This window comes from Sphingopyxis indica (assembly GCF_032879645.1).
Lineage (GTDB): Bacteria > Pseudomonadota > Alphaproteobacteria > Sphingomonadales > Sphingomonadaceae > Sphingopyxis > Sphingopyxis indica.
This window is the reverse complement of the sequence record NZ_CP076394.1, coordinates 2355157-2372077: the sequence shown is the minus strand read 5'-3', so window position 1 is coordinate 2372077 and position 16921 is coordinate 2355157. Positions and strand designations below refer to the sequence as shown.

Genomic DNA, 16921 nt, shown 5'->3' with positions numbered 1-16921 from the left:
GCCTCAGGGATATTCGCAGCGGCTCGTGCCGGGCAGTGCCCGCCGCGCTCTATTTAGGGATTGCGGCGCCGCGCCTCAAGCCATTTGCTCGACGGTCGAGGCCAGCGCCTCGATCCGGTCGGCGATCTGCATCAGCGCGCGGTCGTGACGGCCGGCGGGCGCGGGCGGCGCGACCGGGGCGCCCTGTCGCAGCTTTTCGAGTTCGGCGAGCGCTGATTCTTCGCGCTGGGCAGCGACTTTCGCGTCGTGCAGCGCCCTTTTTTCGCGAAGCTGCGCCGCCTTCAATTCATCCTGCGCCGCCGCGGCGCGGCTTTCGGCCAAGGCGACGGCGGCGCGCAGCGAATCCGACTCGGGTTCGGCCTTTTCGACCTTGCCGCGCGCCTCGCTCGCTTCGTCGGCGAGCATCAGCGCCGCGAACAGCAACTGGCGCACTTCGGTGCTGCCGGTCATGCCGCGCGCCTTTTCATCGACCATCGCGGCAAGCTGGCGAAGCTGTTCCTCCTGCCCGTCGGCGCAATGGACGTCGTAGCTGCGCCCGGCGATATTCAGATGGACATCAGCCATTTTTCGCCTCCGCGATCAGCCGGTCGAGCTCACCGATCACCGCCGCGACCTCGGCCTTGAGCGCCGCCGAGTCGGTGGAGTCGCCGGTCGAAGCGGGCGTCGAAGGGGCCGCGCGTTGGGCAAGGGCTTTCTCGATGCGGCTCAGCGCGCGTTCGATGCGGCCGATGGCGAGGCTGGATTCGTCGAGATCGAGTTCCATGGCCAAAGGCGTAGCAGCGGCACCCCTTTGGCGCAATTGCCCTGCGAGGAGCGCAGCTTTTTGGGCGATTCTTGCCGCGGGCGGTTGACTCCTGCCCGCCGCGCCGCAAAGGGCAGTCGCGCACGCCAGCCCAGTCATTTGCGGGGGACCCATGACATTGCCCGAACGCCAGCTCGCCAACGCCATCCGCGCGCTTGCGATGGACGCCGTACAGGCCGCGAACAGCGGTCATCCCGGGATGCCGATGGGCATGGCCGATGTCGCGACATTGCTCTATTCGGATTATCTGAAGTTCGATCCCGCCGACCCGGCGTGGCCCGATCGCGACCGATTCGTGCTGTCGGCGGGGCATGGCTCGATGCTCGCTTATGCGACGCTGCATCTCGCGGGTTACGCGCATCCGACGATCGACGAAATCCGCAATTTCCGCCAGCTGAATAGCCCCTGCGCCGGGCATCCCGAGAATTTCGAGCTCGCGGGGGTCGAGACGACGACGGGGCCGCTGGGGCAGGGGCTCGCAACGGCGGTCGGGATGGCGATTGCCGAGCGGCATCTGAATGCGGTCTATGGCGACGAGCTGGTCGATCATCGCACCTATGTCGTCGCCGGCGACGGCTGCCTGATGGAGGGCATCAACCACGAAGCCATTGGTTTGGCTGGACATTTGAAGCTCGGGCGGTTGATCGTGCTGTGGGACGACAACAAGATCACGATCGACGGCGCGACCGACCTGTCGACGAGCGAGGATGTGCGGGCGCGCTATGCGGCGACCGGCTGGCACGTCGAGAGCTGCGACGGGCACGACCCCGCCGACATCCGCCGCGCGCTCGACGCCGCGCTGGCCGACGAGCGGCCGTCGCTGATCGCGTGCCGGACGATCATCGGCTTTGGCGCGCCGAACAAGCAGGGCACGTCGGCGACGCACGGCGCGGCGCTGGGCGTCGACGAGGTTGCGGCGGCACGCGAGACGCTCGGCTGGACTGCCGAACCCTTCGTCATCCCCGCCGACATTGCCGCGGCGTGGAAAGCCTTTGGCGAAAAGGGCAAGCGCCTTCGCGCCGAATGGCAGGATCGCCTTGCAAGCAGCGCAAAGAAGGACGATTTCGAGGCACGGATCGCCGGCCATGTGACCCCCGGCGCGGCGTTCCAGGCCTATCTGGACGGGCTCGTCGCCGAGCCGCCCAAGGTCGCGACGCGCAAGGCGTCGGAAAATGCGCTGACCGCGCTGACCGCCGATATCGAGGCGCTCGTCGGCGGCAGCGCCGACCTCACGGGTTCGAACAACACCAAAACTTCGTCGACCAAGCCGCTGACCCGCGACGATTATTCGGGCCGCTATATCTATTACGGCATCCGCGAGTTCGGCATGGCGGCGGCAATGAACGGCATGGCGCTGCACGGCGGAGTGATCCCCTATGGCGGCACCTTCCTGGTCTTTTCCGACTATTGCCGCGGCGCGATCCGCCTGTCGGCGCTCCAGCGCCAGCGCGTCGTCTATGTGATGACGCACGACAGCATCGGGCTGGGCGAGGACGGCCCGACGCACCAGCCGATCGAGCATCTGCAGGCGCTGCGCGCGATGCCGAACCTGCTCGTCATGCGCCCCGCCGACGCGGTCGAAACCGCCGAATGCTGGGCGATCGCGCTGGCGCAGGAGGATCGGCCGACGCTGCTCGCGCTGACCCGCCAGAACCTGCCGCCGCTGCGCCATGACGTCACGGAAAATCTGTGCCTGAAAGGCGGTTACCGGCTGCGCGATGCGTCGGCAGCGCGCAAGGTGGTGCTCGTCGCGACGGGTTCCGAAGTGTCGCTCGCGATGGAGATCGCCGACCAGCTCGAGGCCGCGGGACAGGGCGCCGACGTCGTTTCGATGGTGTCGACCGAGCTGTTCGACGAGCAGGATGCCGCCTATCAGGCGAGCATTCTGCCGCGCGATGCGCTGATCGTTTCGATCGAGGCGGGCACGACCTTTGGCTGGGAGCGCTATACGGGCCGCGACGGCCTGCGCTTCGGCATCGACAGTTTCGGCGCTTCGGCCCCGATCGAAGACCTATTCAAGCATTTCGGCCTTACCGCCGATGCTATCACGCCCCAGATCATGGCACGGCTGAATAACTGAGGACTGGCCCCCCACGCAGAAAGGACGTTTCGACATGGCAGTGAAAGTCGCAATCAACGGTTTCGGACGCATCGGCCGCCTGGTGGCCCGCGCGATCCTCGAGCGCCCCGACTGCGGCCTCGAACTGGTGGCGATCAACGATCTGGCCGACGCCAAGGCCAATGCGCTGCTGTTCAAGCGCGACAGCGTCCACGGCCCCTTCCCGGGCGAGGTGAAGGCCGAAGGCGACCAGATGTTCGTCAATGGCAAGGCGATCAAGGTGACCGCCGAGCGCGATCCCGCCAACCTGCCGCACGCCGCGTTGGGCGTCGACATCGCGCTCGAATGCACCGGCTTTTTCACCGACGCCGAAAGCGCGGGCAAGCACCTCAACGCCGGCGCCAAGCGCGTGCTGATCTCGGCCCCCGCGAAGGGCGTCGACCTGACCGTCGTCTATGGCGTCAACCACGACAAGCTGACCGCCGAGCACAAGATCGTGTCGAACGCCAGCTGCACCACCAACTGCCTGGCGCCGGTCGCGAAGGTGCTGAACGACGCGCTGGGCATCGAACGCGGGCTGATGACCACGGTCCACGCCTATACCAACGACCAGAAGATCCTCGATCAGATCCACAGCGACATGCGCCGCGCGCGTGCCGCCGCGATGTCGATCATCCCGACGACGACGGGCGCCGCGCGCGCGGTAGGCGAGGTGCTGCCCGAACTGAAGGGCAAGCTCGACGGATCGGCGATCCGCGTCCCGACCCCGAATGTCAGCCTGGTCGACCTGACCTTCACGCCGAAGCGCGATACGACGAAGGATGAGGTGAACCAGATCCTGAAGGACGCATCGGAAGGCGCGCTGAAGGGCGTCCTCGCTTTTTCCGACGAGCCGCTGGTGTCGATCGACTATAATCATTGCCCGGCGAGTTCGACCGTCGACAGCCTCGAGACGTCGGTGCTCGAAGGCAAGCTGGTGCGCGTCGTGAGCTGGTACGACAATGAATGGGGTTTCTCGAACCGCATGGTCGATACCGCCGGCGTGATCGCGGGGTTACTTTGAATTGATCACCGTTCGTCCTGAGGAGGGACTGAGCTTGGCGAAGGCCCGTCTCGAAGGACCCTTCGAGACACCGCTTCGACAAGCTCAGCGGTTCCTCAGGGCAAACGGAAACAGGAATGGGAAACGTCGATGACCGCGTTCAAAACCCTCGACGATATTGGCGACGTTACCGGCAAGCATGTGCTCGTCCGCGTCGATTTGAACGTGCCGATGGCGGACGGTGCGGTAAGCGACGCGACGCGGCTGCAGGCCGCGGTGCCGACGATCCGCGAACTGTCCGACAAGGGCGCGATCGTGCTGCTGCTCGCGCATTTCGGCCGTCCCAAGGGCGCGAAGAACCCGACGCAGTCGCTGAGCCTCGTCATGGGCGGGCTCGAGGATGTGCTCGGCCATAGCGTGATGTTCATCCCCGACTGCATCGGCGACGGCGCGAAGGCGGGCGTCGCGGTGCTCGCGCCCGGCGACGTCGCGGTGCTCGAAAATACGCGCTTCTATCCCGGCGAGGAAAAGAACGACCCGGCCTTTGCCGATGCGCTCGCCGAGATCGGCGACCTTTACGTCAACGACGCCTTTTCGGCGGCGCACCGCGCGCATGGCTCGACCGAGGGCATCGCGCATCGCCTGCCGGCTTTTGCGGGCCGTGCGATGGAGGCCGAGCTCAAGGCTCTCGACGCCGCGCTGGGCAACCCCGCGCATCCGGTCGCGGCGGTGGTCGGCGGCGCCAAGGTGTCGACGAAGATCGACGTGCTCAAGAATCTCGTCGGCAAGGTCGACCATCTGATCATCGGCGGCGGCATGGCGAACACCTTCCTCGCCGCGCGCGGGGTCGATGTCGGCAAATCGCTGTGCGAGCATGATCTGGTCGATACCGCCAATGCGATTTTCGAGGCCGCCGACAGCGCCGGATGCACGATCCACCTGCCCTATGACGTCGTGGTGGCACGCGAGTTCGCGCCCAATCCGCCGACGCGCACCGTGAACGTCCATGAGGTCGCGCCCGACGAGATGATCCTCGACGTCGGCCCCGCCGCGGTCGAGGCGCTGGCCGACGTGCTCAAGACGTGCCGCACGCTCGTGTGGAACGGCCCGCTCGGCGCGTTCGAGACGCCGCCGTTCGACGCGGCGACGGTCGCGCTCGCGAAGACCGCGGCGGCGCTGACCCGCGAAGGATCGCTGATCTCGGTCGCGGGCGGCGGCGATACGGTCGCGGCGCTGAACCATGCCGGGGTGGCGGGCGATTTCACCTTCGTTTCGACCGCGGGCGGCGCCTTCCTCGAGTGGATGGAAGGCAAGCCGTTGCCGGGCGTCGACGCGCTGAAAGGCTGACCTTTTCACAGCATTGCATCCCGCCCGGCGGGACGCTATGCGCGCCGCAACATACGTATGCAACGCACGGAGACCCTATGACCACCGCCAACGCCGAAATGCTCGACAAGATCAAATCGGGGCGGGGGTTCATCGCCGCGCTCGACCAGAGCGGCGGGTCGACGCCCAAGGCTTTGAAGGGCTATGGCATCGGCGAGGACGCTTTCTCCAACGACGAGGAGATGTTCGCGCTGATCCACGCGATGCGCAGCCGCATCGTGACGGCGCCTTGCTTCAACGGCGACAAGGTGATCGGCGCGATCCTGTTCGAGCGGACGATGGACGGCGAGGCGGGCGGCAAGCCGGTGCCGGCGCTGCTGTGGGAACGCGGCGTGGTGCCCTTTCTGAAGGTCGACAAGGGGCTGGAGGCCGAGGCCGACGGCGTGCAGCTGATGAAGCCGATGCCCGAGCTCGATGCCTTGTGCGAGCGCGCGGTTGCGAAGGGCGTGTTCGGGACCAAGATGCGCAGCGTCATCAACCTCGCCAATCCGGCAGGAATCAAGGCGATCGCGCGGCAGCAGTTCGCCGAGGCCAAGCGGATCGCGGCGCACGGGCTGGTGCCGATCATCGAGCCCGAGATCAACATCAAGAGCCCCGAGCGCGATGCTGCCGACCGGCTGCTCCTCGAGGCGCTGCTCGCCGAACTTGATGCATGGGACGGCGCGCCGGTGATGCTCAAGCTGTCGATCCCGGCCGAGGCCAATCTCTACGCTCCGCTGGTCGATCATCCGAAGGTGCTGCGCGTCGTCGCACTGTCGGGCGGCTTTGCGCGGCCTGAGGCTTGCGCGGAACTGGCCAAGAATCGCGGGATGATCGCGAGCTTCAGCCGCGCGCTGCTCGAAGATTTGCGCGCGTCGATGGACGACGACGCGTTCGATCGCTCGCTCGGCGGCGCGATCGACGAGATTCACGCGGCTTCGGTCGCCTGATGGGAGAGAGGTGGCAAGCCGTCGACGACTATATCGCCGGGAAATTGCTCGGCACCGACGACGCGCTTGCCGCCACCCTTTCCAACAACGAAGCGCAAGGCCTGCCGCCGATCGACGTGTCGCCGGCGCAGGGCAAGATGCTGTTCCTGCTCGCGCAGATGGCGGGGGCGCGGCGCATATTGGAAGTCGGGACACTCGGCGGCTATTCGACGATCTGGCTCGCGCGCGCCTTGCCCGCCGACGGGCGGCTCGTGACGCTCGAGATCGATCGCAAACATGCGCGGGTGGCGGAGGAAAATCTGACGCGCGCGGGGCTGGCGGATCGGGTCGATATTCGCGTGGGGCCGGCGAAGGACAGCCTGGCCGCTATGGCGAGCGAAACGCCGTTCGACTTCGTGTTCATCGACGCCGACAAGCAGGGCAATCCGCATTATGTCGCCGAGGCGGTGCGGCTGGGGCGGAGCGGGACGGTGATCGTCGTCGACAATGTCGTGCGCGCGGGCGGGGTGCTCGATGCCGAAAGCGCGGACAACAGCATTCGCGGGACGCGCGCCTTGTTCGATCGGCTCGAAGGCGACCCGCGGCTCGACGCGACTGCGGTGCAGACCGTCGGCGCGAAAGGCTGGGACGGGTTTGTGCTGGCGCGGGTGCGGTAAGCGGCTGCACTTCTTCGTCATTCGGGACCTGACCCGGGATCCATTCTTCGCACGGCGGCTCCGATGGACCCCGGATCAGGTCCAGGGTGACGAGGCGAGTAACGCTATAATCCGCCGTCGAAGCGTAGCGAGAAGCGGTAGTCTTCGGGTGCGATCGGGGCGGCGGTCTCCTTTTCGGGCCGCACCGATTCGAGCCGGATGGCGCCGTCGGCGAGAGGGGTCGCTTCGCCGAGGGTGACCTCGAACGGCTGTTTTTCGCCGGTCGGGCGCAGCCACAGCATCTTGACGCGGACGCGGCCCGCCCAGACGCAGCGCGCGTTCGCCGGGCAGCGACTGTCTTCGAGTATCTCGACGGGCTGGACGACCGGGCCGTCGACCATCGCGCGCTGGCCGAGCGCGATGTCGCGGCCGTCGGGCAAAGGGGTTTGCGAACTGGCCGTGGCGCAGGCCGAAAGCGTCAGGACGGCGGTGAATGCGGGAAGGGCGAGGCGCGGCGCGATCTGCATTTGCCGGAGTCTGACGCCGCCGCTATGAACCCGCCATGACCACCCATACCTGCCAGCTTTACCTGATCTCGCCGCTCGACGTCGGCGGCGATTTTCCCGACCGGCTCGAGGCGGCGCTGTCCGCCGGGCCGGTCGCGGCGTTCCAGTTTCGCGTCAAGGGGCTGAGCCAGCACGAGGCGGCGCGGCTTGCCGAGCCGCTGCAGGCGATCTGCGCCGCGCACGATGTCGCCTTCATCGTCAACGACGATATGGCGCTTGCGAAGCGGATCGGCGCCGACGGCGTCCATCTGGGGCAGGGCGACGGCGACCCGAAGGAGGCACGCCGGCTGCTCGGGCCGGGGGCGCAGATCGGCGTGACGTGCCACGCCAGCCGCCACCTCGCGATGGAAGCGGGCGAGGCGGGGGCCGATTATGTCGCGTTCGGGGCCTTCTTTCCGACCACGACGAAAACCGTCGAGCATCGCGCCGATCCCGAGATTCTGAGCTGGTGGCAGGGGTTGTTCGAGCTGCCGTGCGTCGCGATCGGGGGGATCACGCCGGAGAATGCGAAGCCGCTGATCGACGCGGGTGCCGACTTCCTCGCGGTGTCGGGCGGCGTATGGAATTACGCAGAAGGTCCCGCGGCTGCGGTGCAGGTCTTTGCGGCGCTGCTCGAAGCGTCCGCGGCCGATTAGGGGCGCGGCGGCGGGCCGGTCTTGGCGGCGTCCTGCGGCAGCGGCCGCTCACGGCGCCAGCCGAAGAGACCGGCGCAGGGCGCATGGCGATCGCGCCGCGCGTGGCGGGGCGAGGCGGGGGCGCAGGGCACATCGGGATATTGAGCATCGGCCATGGCCGTTCCTATGACAGCATGGCGCTCGATCCTATTGGATGGGCGCGCCAAATCGGCTTCGGTTCGTCGCCTTTTCGCTTGCACCGGCGCGGTGGGGGCGCAAGAGAAGGACTCCGGGGAGTAATTTTATGACAAGTGCCGACCAGCGGGCCGCCGGGCTTCGCGAACTGACGATCCGGGGCATGATCCTCGGCGGGCTGATCACTTTGCTGTTCACCGCAGCCAACGTCTATCTGGGGCTGAAGGTCGGGCTGACCTTTGCGACCTCGATCCCCGCCGCGGTGATCTCGATGGCGATTTTGCGGCAGATGTCGGGATCGACGATTCTCGAGAATAATATCGTTCAGACGATCGCTAGCGCCGCCGGGACACTTGCGGCGATCATCTTCGTATTGCCGGGGCTGGTTATGGTTGGTTACTGGCAGAATTTTCCCCTGCTCGAAACGACCGCCATAACGATGCTCGGTGGAATATTGGGGGTGCTTTTCTCGATTCCCTTGCGCCGCGCCCTCGTCGTCGACGCGGACCTGCCGTACCCTGAAGGGCGAGCGGCCGCTGAGGTGCTGCGGGTCGGTGCAGCGAGCGCCGAGGGAGCAGAGGAAAATGCTGCGGGGCTGTCGGCGCTGCTTTGGAACAGCGTCATTGCCGCCGGCTTCGCGTTGCTGACACAAATGAAACTTGCGGCGGCCGAAGTCGCGCGCTGGTTCAAGGTCGGCGCGGGCGCGACGGGCGTTGCGGGCGGGCTGGGCTTCGCTCTCTTCGGCGTCGGGCATCTTGTCGGGCTTTCGGTTGGCCTTGCGCAGTTGGTGGGGCTCGTCACGGGATGGTGGGTCCTGTTGCCAATTCTTACTCAGGGTGTCGCCGGTCCCGACGCCGAAACGATCGCGAATACGGTCTTTCGTGACAATGTACGCTTCTTTGGCGCTGGCGTTATCGCTGTTGCCGCTCTGTGGACATTGCTGAAGATCGCCGGACCCGTAATCGGAGGGATTCGTTCGGCGTTGGCGGCGAGCAGAGCACGCAACGCGGGCACCGCGTTGGCCGTGGAGGAGCAGGACATTTCGATCGGCTGGGTTTTCGGCGGCTCGCTGTTGACGCTGTTCCCGATCAGCTGGTTGCTCTGGTCTGTCCTGGCCGATGGCCCTCTTGCGGGCTCTGCCGCGATCCTCGTCGCGGGCGCTCTTCTGTTCATTATCGTGGTCGGGCTTATGATCGCTTCGGTGACCGGCTATATGGCGGGTCTTATCGGCGCATCGAATTCGCCTGTTTCGGGGATCGGCATCCTGGCGATCATCGCCTCGTCGCTTTTGCTCGTCGGATTGCTGGGTCGCGGCAGCGGCGATGCGGGCGCGGCAATGATCGCTTATGCGCTTATCGTGACGGGAGTGGTTTTTGGCATCGCGACCATTTCGAACGACAATCTTCAGGATTTGAAGACCGGTCAGTTGGTCGGTGCGACTCCGTGGAAACAGCAGGTCGCATTGATCATTGGTGTCGTTTTCGGGTCGCTGGTCGTGCCGCCGGTTCTCAATGTTCTAAACGAAACCGTAGGTTTCGTTGGCGTTCCGGGCGCTGGCCCCAATGCACTTGCCGCCCCTCAAGCGGGACTGATCTCATCGCTCGCGAAAGGCGTGCTGGGCGGCGATCTGAATTGGACGATGCTGGGCTATGGCGTGTTTGCGGGCGTCGGCTTTATCGTCGTTGACGAAATTCTTGGGCGAGCCGGCAAGTTGAGACTGCCGCCGCTTGCGGTAGGAATCGGCATCTATCTACCTATGTCGGTCATTCTGCCCGTGGTCGTCGGCGCGATCGGCGGCTGGTTTTACGATCGCTGGGCAGATCGGCGGATCAACCCCGAATTCGCGCGCCGAATGGGTGTGCTGACGGCGACGGGAATGATCGTCGGCGATAGCCTGTTCGGCGTATTTTACGCCGGCGCAGTATATGTGACGGATAAGGACTCCCCGCTCGCGGTTGTCGGGGACGGATTCGGACTCCCTTCCATCTTTATCGGTCTGGGGCTGTTTACAGCGTCGATCATCCTCAGCTATGCGCGGACGCGAAAACTGGTCGAAACCACCGCTTGACCCACCCTAAGCCGCTTGCCCTTCGCCGCGCGTCCGGCTAAGGGCGCGCTCCTGTGACCGGTGCGCGCGGGCGCGCGCCGGCGGCTCTTTCCATCCTGTTCGAAGCGAGTGTGCGCGATGAAAATCTCCGGCGTTGAAATCCGTCCCGGCAATATTATCGAATATGAAGGCGGTATCTGGAAGGTTACCAAGATCCAGCACACCCAGCCGGGCAAGGGCGGGGCCTATATGCAGGTCGAGGCCAAGAATCTGATCGACGGGCGCAAGCTCAACAACCGTTTCCGCAGCGCCGACACGGTCGAAAAGGTCCGCCTCGACACCAAGGATTTCCAGTTCCTCTATGCCGAGGGCGACGACCTGGTCTTCATGGACAAGGACAGTTTCGAACAGATCAACATCTCCAAGGAGGTGGTCGGCGACGCGCATGAATTCCTGCAGGACGGCATGGAAGTCGTGCTCGAACTGTGGGAAGAGCGCCCGATCTCGGTCGAACTGCCCGAACAGATCGAAGCGACGATCGTCGAGGCCGACGCGGTGGTGAAGGGCCAGACGGCGTCTTCGTCGTACAAGCCCGCGATCCTCGACAATGGCGTGCGCGTGATGGTGCCGCCGCACATCACCAGCGGCACGCGCATCGTGGTCAACGTCTATGACCGCGAATATGTCCGCCGCGCGGATTGATTGAGTTCCCCTCCCGCTTGCGGGAGGGGGCAGGGAAGGGTCTGTCGAGGGACAGGGTCTTTCCGAAGGAAACATTCCCTCCCCCGACCCCTCCCGCAAGCGGGAGGGGGGAGTAGATATTATGGCCGTATCCGGCATCATCACCGTCATGGAACGCGCCGCGCGCAAGGCGGGGTCCAAGCTGCGCCGCGACTTCGGCGAGGTCGAGCATCTGCAGGTGTCGCAAAAGGGTCCGGCGGATTTCGTATCGAAGGCCGATCAGGCCGCCGAGCGCACGCTTTACGACGAACTGACCCATGCGCGCCCCGGCTGGGGTTTCCTGATGGAAGAGGCGGGCGAGATCGAGGGCGAGCCCGGCAAGCCGCGCTTCATCATCGACCCGCTCGACGGCACCTCGAACTTCCTCCACGCGATCCCGCAGTTCGCGATCTCGATCGCGGTGCAGGAGCCGAAGCTCGGCGGCGGCTGGGGCGACATCACCGCGGCGCTCGTCTATCAGCCCGTGACCGACGAAAGCTATTGGGCCGAGCGCGGCCGCGGCGCGTGGCTGCACGACCGGCGCCTGCGCGTTTCGTCGCGGCGCAGCCTGCACGAATGCCTGATCGCCACCGGCATCCCCTTCATGGGCCACGGCGACATGGCGCAGTGGAGCCGCATCTTCGGCGCGGTCGCGCCCGAAGTCGCCGGCATCCGCCGCTTCGGCGCCGCCAGCCTGGACCTTGCATGGGTCGCGGCGGGGCGCTTCGACGGCTTCTGGGAAAGCGACCTCAAAATCTGGGATGTCGCGGCGGGCATGTTGCTGGTGCGCGAGGCGGGCGGTTTCGTCAGCGATTTCCGCGGCGGCGAGCGCGCGATCGAGCGCAGCGAATATATCGCTGGCAGCAGCGCGGTGCATTCGAAGCTGCAAAAGCTGGTTGCCGGCGCGCTGCGCAACGCCTGAGGGGCGGGGAACTGCCAAATGATCCTCCCCGACACGGGGAGGGGGAGCGAGCGGGACAAAGGGATGCGCGGGGCGCGTTGCTTCCCGCGAGGCCGAAGGGTGGTGGAGGGGCACAGGCGGTTTGCCTTTCCCTCTTTGAACGCAGCGTAAACCGAGGGTGCCCCTCCACCATGCTTCGCATGGTCCCCCTCCCCCAAGGGGGAGGACCGTCCGCTTCCCACCCCAAGCCGTCGCCGGCCGCCACCTCAGCTTTCGAACAAATATTCGTGATAGGCGTCCATCAGCGACGCCCAGGTGTTGAACGTCTCGCTGATATTTTCCTTGGGAATGCCCGCGAAATCGACGTCGATGTCCATTTCGAGCACCGGGTCGCCGGCTTCGTCGCGATAGGCGCGGGCGAAGCGTTTTTCGCGGTTCCACTGGTTGAGCTTTTCGAGCGGCGTGTCCTTGGCGTCGCTGAAGCCCATATAATATTGCAGCGTCCGGCAATTCTTTCCTTCGGTGCAGTTCATGAACAGCACGAGGAATTTCAGCCCGTTGCGGTTGCTTTCGATATAGGGGTCTTCGCCGTCCTTCTGGACCAGCGTTGCGGGCCAGCCGTGCGACTCGACGATCGCCTTGATCGCTTGGGGATCGCTGGCGCTGACGAGTTGCGCGCTCGCCGGAGCGGCGGCCAAGGCGAGCGCCGCGCCCGTTGCAAGGGCGGTGTGAAGCATGAAATGTGGCATAGTGGCTCCCCATATCCGTCGGGCGCTGGCTGCCCGGAATATCGACCCCGTTTTCATGGGCCTAACACAGTGATCGGGGGTATCGCCAGCCGGCTTTGCCTATTTGCCGCCGCCTCGCGACAATTTCCTGCCCGCAGCGCTTGCGAGGCGCGGCCGGCTGGCCTAAAGCGCCCCGCATAACGGGTGCGCAGACACCCAGATACGAACAGACTGCGAGCTCCCATGGTCGATCTGACTCAATATCTGCCGATTCTCATATTCCTGGCCATCGCGCTCGGATTGTCGGCCGCGTTCGTGTTCCTGCCGATGGGCGTCGCCCGCCTGACCGGCGCGCACCAGCCAGACCCGGCGAAGCTTTCCGAATATGAATGCGGTTTTCCCGCATTTGAAGACGCCCGCAGCCAGTTCGACGTGCGATTCTACCTCGTCGCCATTTTGTTCATCATCTTCGACCTCGAAGCCGCCTTCCTCTTTCCCTGGGCGGTAAGCCTGGAGGAAATCGGCTGGGCCGGCTGGGCGACGATGATGGTGTTTCTGGCCGAGCTGGCGCTCGGCCTTGTCTATGCGTGGAAGAAAGGGGCGCTGGATTGGGAATGAGCAGCACCACCATCCTGACCCCCGGCACGATGCCGGTCGCTCCGGGCACGGCCCCGGAGCAGGGCTTTTTCGACGATCTGAACGCCGAAGTCGGCGACAAGGGCTTCCTCGTCACCTCGACCGAGGAGCTGTTCAACTGGGCGCGCACCGGCTCGCTGTGGTGGATGACCTTTGGCCTTGCCTGCTGCGCGGTCGAGATGATCCACGTCAACATGCCGCGATACGACATGGAGCGGTTCGGCGTCGCGCCGCGCGCCAGCCCGCGCCAGTCGGACGTGATGATCGTCGCGGGAACGCTGTGCAACAAGATGGCGCCCGCGCTGCGCCGCGTCTATGACCAGATGTCGAATCCCAAATATGTGATCTCGATGGGCAGCTGCGCCAATGGCGGCGGCTATTATCACTACAGCTATTCGGTGGTGCGCGGCTGCGACCGCATCGTGCCGGTCGACATCTATGTTCCCGGCTGCCCGCCGACCGCCGAGGCCCTGCTCTATGGCGTGATGCAATTGCAGCGGAAAATCCGCCGCGTCGGGACGATCGAACGCTGATGGCCAGTCCCGCTCCCCTCATCGCCCCGCGCGACGGCCTGTCCGAAGCGCTCGCCAAAGCGCTCGGCCAGGACATGCTCGCGCATGTCTTCGCGGTCGGCGAGGACAGCATCACGGTGCGCCGCGAGGCGGTCGCGGGGGTGATGATCAGCCTTCGCGACAATCTCGATTATCAGCAGCTGATGGAAATCGCCGGGGTCGACTATCCGAACCGGCCCGAGCGGTTCGAAGTCGTCTATCACCTGCTCAGCGTCACGAAGAACCACCGCCTGCGCGTGCGCGTGTCGACCGACGAGGCGACGCCGGTGCCGACGATCGTGCCGGTGTGGCCGAACGCCGGCTGGCTCGAGCGCGAGGTGTTCGACATGTATGGCGTGCTGTTCGCGGGCAATCCCGACCTGCGCCGCATCCTGACCGACTATGGCTTTCAGGGCTTTCCGCAGCGCAAGGACTTCCCGCTGACGGGCTATACCGAGCTGCGGTATAGCGAAGAGGACAAGCGCGTCGTGTACGAGCCGGTGCGGCTGGCGCAGGATTTCCGCAATTTCGACTTCATGTCGCCGTGGGAAGGCGCCGACTATATCCTGCCGGGCGACGAAAAGGCCGGCGGGACCGGCGAGGCGCCGGGCAAAGGCGCGCCGAGCCCGATGACCGCGCAAGAGGTGAAGAAGGCCGACGAGGCAAAGGCGGCGCCGCCGCCGACCCCGAAGACGACCGAAAGCCCGGCGCAGACCGGCGCGGGCAAGACCGCCGACAAGGAAGCGACGAAGAAGAGCCGCGACGGCAAGCAGGCGAAGCCCGAGGCCGCGGCGGAATCGAAGCCGTCGGCGAAGGCGAAGGGCGCTTCGACGCCCAAGGCGAAAGCGCCCGCCAAGGCGAAGGCGCCGCGCAAGCCCAAGGCAGGAGGTGACGCATGACCGACTCTCCTCAGGTCAAGCACCACGGCAGCGACATGTTCGAAGGCTATCCGGTCGACACCGCCGACACCGCGGGCGATCAGGTCGTCACCAATTACACGATCAACTTCGGCCCGCAGCACCCGGCGGCGCACGGCGTGCTGCGCATGGTGATGGAGCTCGACGGCGAGATCATCGAGCGCGTCGATCCGCACGTCGGCCTGCTCCATCGCGGCACCGAAAAGCTGATCGAGTATAAGACCTATCTGCAGGCGCTGCCCTATTTCGACCGGCTCGACTATTGCTCGCCGCTCGGCATGGAGCACAGCTATGTCCTCGCGATCGAGAAATTGCTCGACCTCGAGGTGCCGGCGCGCGCGCAATATCTGCGCACGCTGTTCGCCGAGCTGACGCGCATCTGCAACCATATGCTCAACATCGGGTCGCACGTCATGGACGTCGGCGCGATGACCCCGAACCTGTGGGTGTTCGAGCTGCGCGAGGATTGCCTCAACTTCTTCGAGCGCATGTCGGGCGCGCGAATGCACCATGCCTGGTTCCGTCCCGGCGGCGTCCATCAGGACGTGCCCGAAAAGCTGCTCGTCGATATCGGCGAGTGGGTCGAAAAGCGCCTGCCCGAACTGTTCGGCGACGCGATGAGCCTGGTGATCGACAACCGTATCTTCAAGCAGCGCAATGTCGACATCGCGACGGTGAGCAAGGAAGACGCGCTGGCGTGGGGCTTCTCCGGCCCGATGATCCGCGGCAGCGGCATCGCGTGGGATTTGCGCAAGTCGCAGCCCTATGACGCCTATGCCGCGATGGACTTCGACATTCCCGTCGGCACGCGCGGCGACTGTTACGACCGCTTCATGGTGCGCGTCGAGGAAGTCTATCAGTCGGCGAAGATCATCAAGCAGTGCCTGCGCGACATGCCGGGCGGCCCCGTCGCGAGCCTCGACCGCAAGGTCGTGCCGCCGAAGCGCGGCGAAATGAAGCAGTCGATGGAATCGCTGATCCATCACTTCAAGCTCTATACCGAAGGTTTTCACGTTCCGGCGGGCGAAGTCTATGTCGCGACCGAGAGCCCGAAGGGCGAGTTCGGCGTCTATCTGGTCAGCGACGGCAGCAACAAGCCGTATCGCTGCAAGATCCGCCCGACGGCGTTCAGCCACCTGCAGGCGATGGATTTCATGTGCAAGGGGCACATGCTCGCGGATACGACCGCGATCATCGGCGCGATCGACGTCGTGTTCGGGGAGTGTGACCGGTGAGTTTCAATGCTCTCCTCGAATTTGTTGATCGAGACGTGTCTCGCTGGGCGGGAACGCCGGTAGTTACTTTCTGCGTTGGGATGATCCCTTTGCTGCTTTGGGCTTTGTTCGTTGGAAGGCCAAGCGATGCAAACCCCATCTATCTTTGGTCGATGATTGCATTTGCTGGACTGTGGATCTGTCTCGGAATGTGGCGGTCCGCCCATTTTCGCTGGCAGGAGTTCAAACAGATCAAAGCTTTGGGCGCTTCTGAGCTTTTGGAAAAGAATAATGGCTGACGCACCCCAAATCCCCGATGAGGCCGAAGTCCGCGCGCGCTGGGGCGCTTTTGCGTGGACTCCCGAGAATGCCGAAAAGGCGAAGGCGGTTATCGCGCGCTATCCCGCGGGGCGCCAGCGGTCGGCGGTGATGCCTTTGCTCGATCTCGCGCAGCGGCAGGTCGGAGCCGAGACGAACACGCAGGGCTGGCTGCCCGTGCCGGTGATCGAATATGTCGCGGCCGAGCTCGATATGCCCTTCATCCGTGCCTATGAGGTCGCGACCTTCTATACCATGTACAATCTGGCGCCGGTCGGCCGCTATCATGTGCAGGTGTGCGGGACGACGCCGTGCATGCTGCGCGGGTCGGACGATGTGATGGCGGCGTGCAAGAACCGCGGCATGGTCAAGGGCAAGACGACCCCCGACGGGCTGTTCACCTTGAGCGAGGTCGAGTGCATGGGCAATTGCGCCAACGCGCCGATGGTCCAGATCAACGACGATAATTACGAAGACCTCGATTTCGACAGCATGTCGCGCATCCTCGACGACCTTGCGGCGGGCAAGCAGCCCAAGACCGGCACGCAGAACCCGCAGCGCCACACGAGCGAGCCCGAGGGCGGCCCGACGACGCTGACCGCGATGGTCGATGCGAACCATGATTACAGGAGCGAATGGTGATGCGCGCGCTCGAAATCCT

Annotated in this window: 20 protein-coding genes; 15 read left to right on the top strand and 5 right to left on the bottom strand. The window is 65.2% G+C overall.

Features of this window, described 5'->3' with window-relative positions:
• Positions 1–75: 75 nt before the first annotated feature.
• Both KNJ79_RS11310 and KNJ79_RS11305 read right to left on the bottom strand, forming a co-directional pair.
• Entirely contained in the window at positions 76–564 is a 489-nt protein-coding gene (locus KNJ79_RS11310; RefSeq protein WP_317151135.1) for a cell division protein ZapA, read from the bottom strand.
• The gene (locus tag KNJ79_RS11305) at positions 557–763 is read right to left on the bottom strand and encodes a two-component system sensor histidine kinase BasS (RefSeq protein ID WP_089214655.1); all 207 of its coding nucleotides are present in this window, start codon (positions 761–763) and stop codon (positions 557–559) included. Before KNJ79_RS11305 ends, KNJ79_RS11310 begins: the two co-directional genes overlap by 8 nt.
• A gap of 151 nt (positions 764–914) precedes the next feature.
• Here KNJ79_RS11305 and tkt point away from each other — a divergent pair, with 151 nt between their 5' ends.
• The 5 genes from tkt to KNJ79_RS11280 all read left to right on the top strand — a co-directional run bounded on the left by tkt (position 915) and on the right by KNJ79_RS11280 (position 6874).
• Positions 915–2882, top strand: a complete 1968-nt coding sequence (gene tkt, locus KNJ79_RS11300; RefSeq protein ID WP_317151134.1) for a transketolase — start codon at positions 915–917, stop codon at positions 2880–2882.
• A 34-nt stretch (positions 2883–2916) separates the two neighbouring features.
• Entirely contained in the window at positions 2917–3924 is a 1008-nt protein-coding gene (gene gap, locus KNJ79_RS11295) for a type I glyceraldehyde-3-phosphate dehydrogenase (RefSeq protein ID WP_317151133.1), read from the top strand.
• A 129-nt stretch (positions 3925–4053) separates the two neighbouring features.
• Positions 4054–5250, top strand: a complete 1197-nt coding sequence (locus KNJ79_RS11290; protein ID WP_317151132.1) for a phosphoglycerate kinase — start codon at positions 4054–4056, stop codon at positions 5248–5250.
• Positions 5251–5327: 77 nt separating this feature from the next.
• Positions 5328–6218, top strand: a complete 891-nt coding sequence (locus tag KNJ79_RS11285) for a fructose bisphosphate aldolase (RefSeq protein ID WP_317151131.1) — start codon at positions 5328–5330, stop codon at positions 6216–6218.
• Positions 6218–6874 (top strand): O-methyltransferase, encoded by a 657-nt coding sequence (locus KNJ79_RS11280; RefSeq protein ID WP_317151130.1) that lies wholly within the window; start codon positions 6218–6220, stop codon positions 6872–6874. Before KNJ79_RS11285 ends, KNJ79_RS11280 begins: the two co-directional genes overlap by 1 nt.
• A gap of 104 nt (positions 6875–6978) precedes the next feature.
• Here KNJ79_RS11280 and KNJ79_RS11275 read toward each other — a convergent pair whose 3' ends face one another.
• A complete protein-coding gene (locus tag KNJ79_RS11275; protein WP_317151129.1) occupies positions 6979–7380 on the bottom strand; it encodes a hypothetical protein in 402 nt (133 codons plus the stop codon).
• Between the two features lie 35 nt (positions 7381–7415).
• Here KNJ79_RS11275 and thiE point away from each other — a divergent pair, with 35 nt between their 5' ends.
• The gene (gene thiE / locus KNJ79_RS11270) at positions 7416–8054 is read left to right on the top strand and encodes a thiamine phosphate synthase (protein WP_089214649.1); all 639 of its coding nucleotides are present in this window, start codon (positions 7416–7418) and stop codon (positions 8052–8054) included.
• Here the strand turns inward: thiE and KNJ79_RS11265 are convergent.
• Positions 8051–8209 carry a hypothetical protein gene (locus tag KNJ79_RS11265; RefSeq protein ID WP_317151128.1) on the bottom strand — a complete coding sequence of 53 codons (159 nt, stop codon included), beginning with the start codon at positions 8207–8209 and terminating at the stop codon, positions 8051–8053. The two genes, thiE and KNJ79_RS11265, sit on opposite strands and share 4 nt — an antisense overlap.
• A 128-nt stretch (positions 8210–8337) precedes the next feature.
• Between KNJ79_RS11265 and KNJ79_RS11260 the strand changes: the two genes are divergently transcribed.
• The 3 genes from KNJ79_RS11260 (at position 8338) to KNJ79_RS11250 (ending at position 11917) form a co-directional block, all read left to right on the top strand.
• Positions 8338–10296 (top strand): OPT family oligopeptide transporter, encoded by a 1959-nt coding sequence (locus tag KNJ79_RS11260; RefSeq protein WP_317151127.1) that lies wholly within the window; start codon positions 8338–8340, stop codon positions 10294–10296.
• Between the two features lie 117 nt (positions 10297–10413).
• Positions 10414–10977, top strand: a complete 564-nt coding sequence (efp, locus tag KNJ79_RS11255; protein WP_089214647.1) for an elongation factor P — start codon at positions 10414–10416, stop codon at positions 10975–10977.
• A 121-nt stretch (positions 10978–11098) separates the two neighbouring features.
• Positions 11099–11917 carry an inositol monophosphatase family protein gene (locus tag KNJ79_RS11250; protein WP_394357121.1) on the top strand — a complete coding sequence of 273 codons (819 nt, stop codon included), beginning with the start codon at positions 11099–11101 and terminating at the stop codon, positions 11915–11917.
• Positions 11918–12162: 245 nt separating this feature from the next.
• On the opposite strand, the gene KNJ79_RS11245 is transcribed toward KNJ79_RS11250, so the two are convergent.
• Entirely contained in the window at positions 12163–12633 is a 471-nt protein-coding gene (locus KNJ79_RS11245; protein WP_317151126.1) for a YbjN domain-containing protein, read from the bottom strand.
• 234 nt (positions 12634–12867) lie between these two features.
• Here KNJ79_RS11245 and KNJ79_RS11240 point away from each other — a divergent pair, with 234 nt between their 5' ends.
• The 6 genes from KNJ79_RS11240 to KNJ79_RS11215 are packed head-to-tail and all read left to right on the top strand — an operon-like array spanning position 12868 to position 16902.
• Positions 12868–13242 (top strand): NADH-quinone oxidoreductase subunit A, encoded by a 375-nt coding sequence (locus KNJ79_RS11240; RefSeq protein WP_089214644.1) that lies wholly within the window; start codon positions 12868–12870, stop codon positions 13240–13242.
• On the top strand, positions 13239–13793 hold the full coding sequence (locus KNJ79_RS11235) for a NuoB/complex I 20 kDa subunit family protein (protein WP_317151125.1): 555 nt from the start codon (positions 13239–13241) through the stop codon (positions 13791–13793). Before KNJ79_RS11240 ends, KNJ79_RS11235 begins: the two co-directional genes overlap by 4 nt.
• Positions 13793–14710: an NADH-quinone oxidoreductase subunit C gene (locus tag KNJ79_RS11230; protein WP_317151124.1), complete on the top strand. Its 918-nt coding sequence runs from the start codon at positions 13793–13795 to the stop codon at positions 14708–14710. Before KNJ79_RS11235 ends, KNJ79_RS11230 begins: the two co-directional genes overlap by 1 nt.
• A gap of 35 nt (positions 14711–14745) precedes the next feature.
• The gene (locus KNJ79_RS11225; protein WP_317153911.1) at positions 14746–15963 is read left to right on the top strand and encodes an NADH-quinone oxidoreductase subunit D; all 1218 of its coding nucleotides are present in this window, start codon (positions 14746–14748) and stop codon (positions 15961–15963) included.
• Positions 15960–16241 (top strand): hypothetical protein, encoded by a 282-nt coding sequence (locus tag KNJ79_RS11220; RefSeq protein WP_317151123.1) that lies wholly within the window; start codon positions 15960–15962, stop codon positions 16239–16241. Before KNJ79_RS11225 ends, KNJ79_RS11220 begins: the two co-directional genes overlap by 4 nt.
• Positions 16234–16902: a complex I 24 kDa subunit family protein gene (locus tag KNJ79_RS11215; protein ID WP_317151122.1), complete on the top strand. Its 669-nt coding sequence runs from the start codon at positions 16234–16236 to the stop codon at positions 16900–16902. Before KNJ79_RS11220 ends, KNJ79_RS11215 begins: the two co-directional genes overlap by 8 nt.
• Positions 16903–16921 lie beyond the last annotated feature (19 nt).

Excerpts from the sequence above, each read along its gene's own strand:
- KNJ79_RS11310 (WP_317151135.1), bottom strand. The coding sequence starts at position 564 with ATGGCTGATGTCCATCTGAATATCGCCGGGCGCAGCTACGACGTCCAT.
- KNJ79_RS11305 (WP_089214655.1), bottom strand. The coding sequence starts at position 763 with ATGGAACTCGATCTCGACGAATCCAGCCTCGCCATCGGCCGCATCGAA.
- tkt (WP_317151134.1), top strand. The coding sequence starts at position 915 with ATGACATTGCCCGAACGCCAGCTCGCCAACGCCATCCGCGCGCTTGCG.
- gap (WP_317151133.1), top strand. The coding sequence starts at position 2,917 with ATGGCAGTGAAAGTCGCAATCAACGGTTTCGGACGCATCGGCCGCCTG.
- KNJ79_RS11290 (WP_317151132.1), top strand. The coding sequence starts at position 4,054 with ATGACCGCGTTCAAAACCCTCGACGATATTGGCGACGTTACCGGCAAG.
- KNJ79_RS11285 (WP_317151131.1), top strand. The coding sequence starts at position 5,328 with ATGACCACCGCCAACGCCGAAATGCTCGACAAGATCAAATCGGGGCGG.
- KNJ79_RS11280 (WP_317151130.1), top strand. The coding sequence starts at position 6,218 with ATGGGAGAGAGGTGGCAAGCCGTCGACGACTATATCGCCGGGAAATTG.
- KNJ79_RS11275 (WP_317151129.1), bottom strand. The coding sequence starts at position 7,380 with ATGCAGATCGCGCCGCGCCTCGCCCTTCCCGCATTCACCGCCGTCCTG.
- thiE (WP_089214649.1), top strand. The coding sequence starts at position 7,416 with ATGACCACCCATACCTGCCAGCTTTACCTGATCTCGCCGCTCGACGTC.
- KNJ79_RS11265 (WP_317151128.1), bottom strand. The coding sequence starts at position 8,209 with ATGGCCGATGCTCAATATCCCGATGTGCCCTGCGCCCCCGCCTCGCCC.
- KNJ79_RS11260 (WP_317151127.1), top strand. The coding sequence starts at position 8,338 with ATGACAAGTGCCGACCAGCGGGCCGCCGGGCTTCGCGAACTGACGATC.
- efp (WP_089214647.1), top strand. The coding sequence starts at position 10,414 with ATGAAAATCTCCGGCGTTGAAATCCGTCCCGGCAATATTATCGAATAT.
- KNJ79_RS11250 (WP_394357121.1), top strand. The coding sequence starts at position 11,099 with ATGGCCGTATCCGGCATCATCACCGTCATGGAACGCGCCGCGCGCAAG.
- KNJ79_RS11245 (WP_317151126.1), bottom strand. The coding sequence starts at position 12,633 with ATGCTTCACACCGCCCTTGCAACGGGCGCGGCGCTCGCCTTGGCCGCC.
- KNJ79_RS11240 (WP_089214644.1), top strand. The coding sequence starts at position 12,868 with ATGGTCGATCTGACTCAATATCTGCCGATTCTCATATTCCTGGCCATC.
- KNJ79_RS11235 (WP_317151125.1), top strand. The coding sequence starts at position 13,239 with ATGAGCAGCACCACCATCCTGACCCCCGGCACGATGCCGGTCGCTCCG.
- KNJ79_RS11230 (WP_317151124.1), top strand. The coding sequence starts at position 13,793 with ATGGCCAGTCCCGCTCCCCTCATCGCCCCGCGCGACGGCCTGTCCGAA.
- KNJ79_RS11225 (WP_317153911.1), top strand. The coding sequence starts at position 14,746 with ATGTTCGAAGGCTATCCGGTCGACACCGCCGACACCGCGGGCGATCAG.
- KNJ79_RS11215 (WP_317151122.1), top strand. The coding sequence starts at position 16,234 with ATGGCTGACGCACCCCAAATCCCCGATGAGGCCGAAGTCCGCGCGCGC.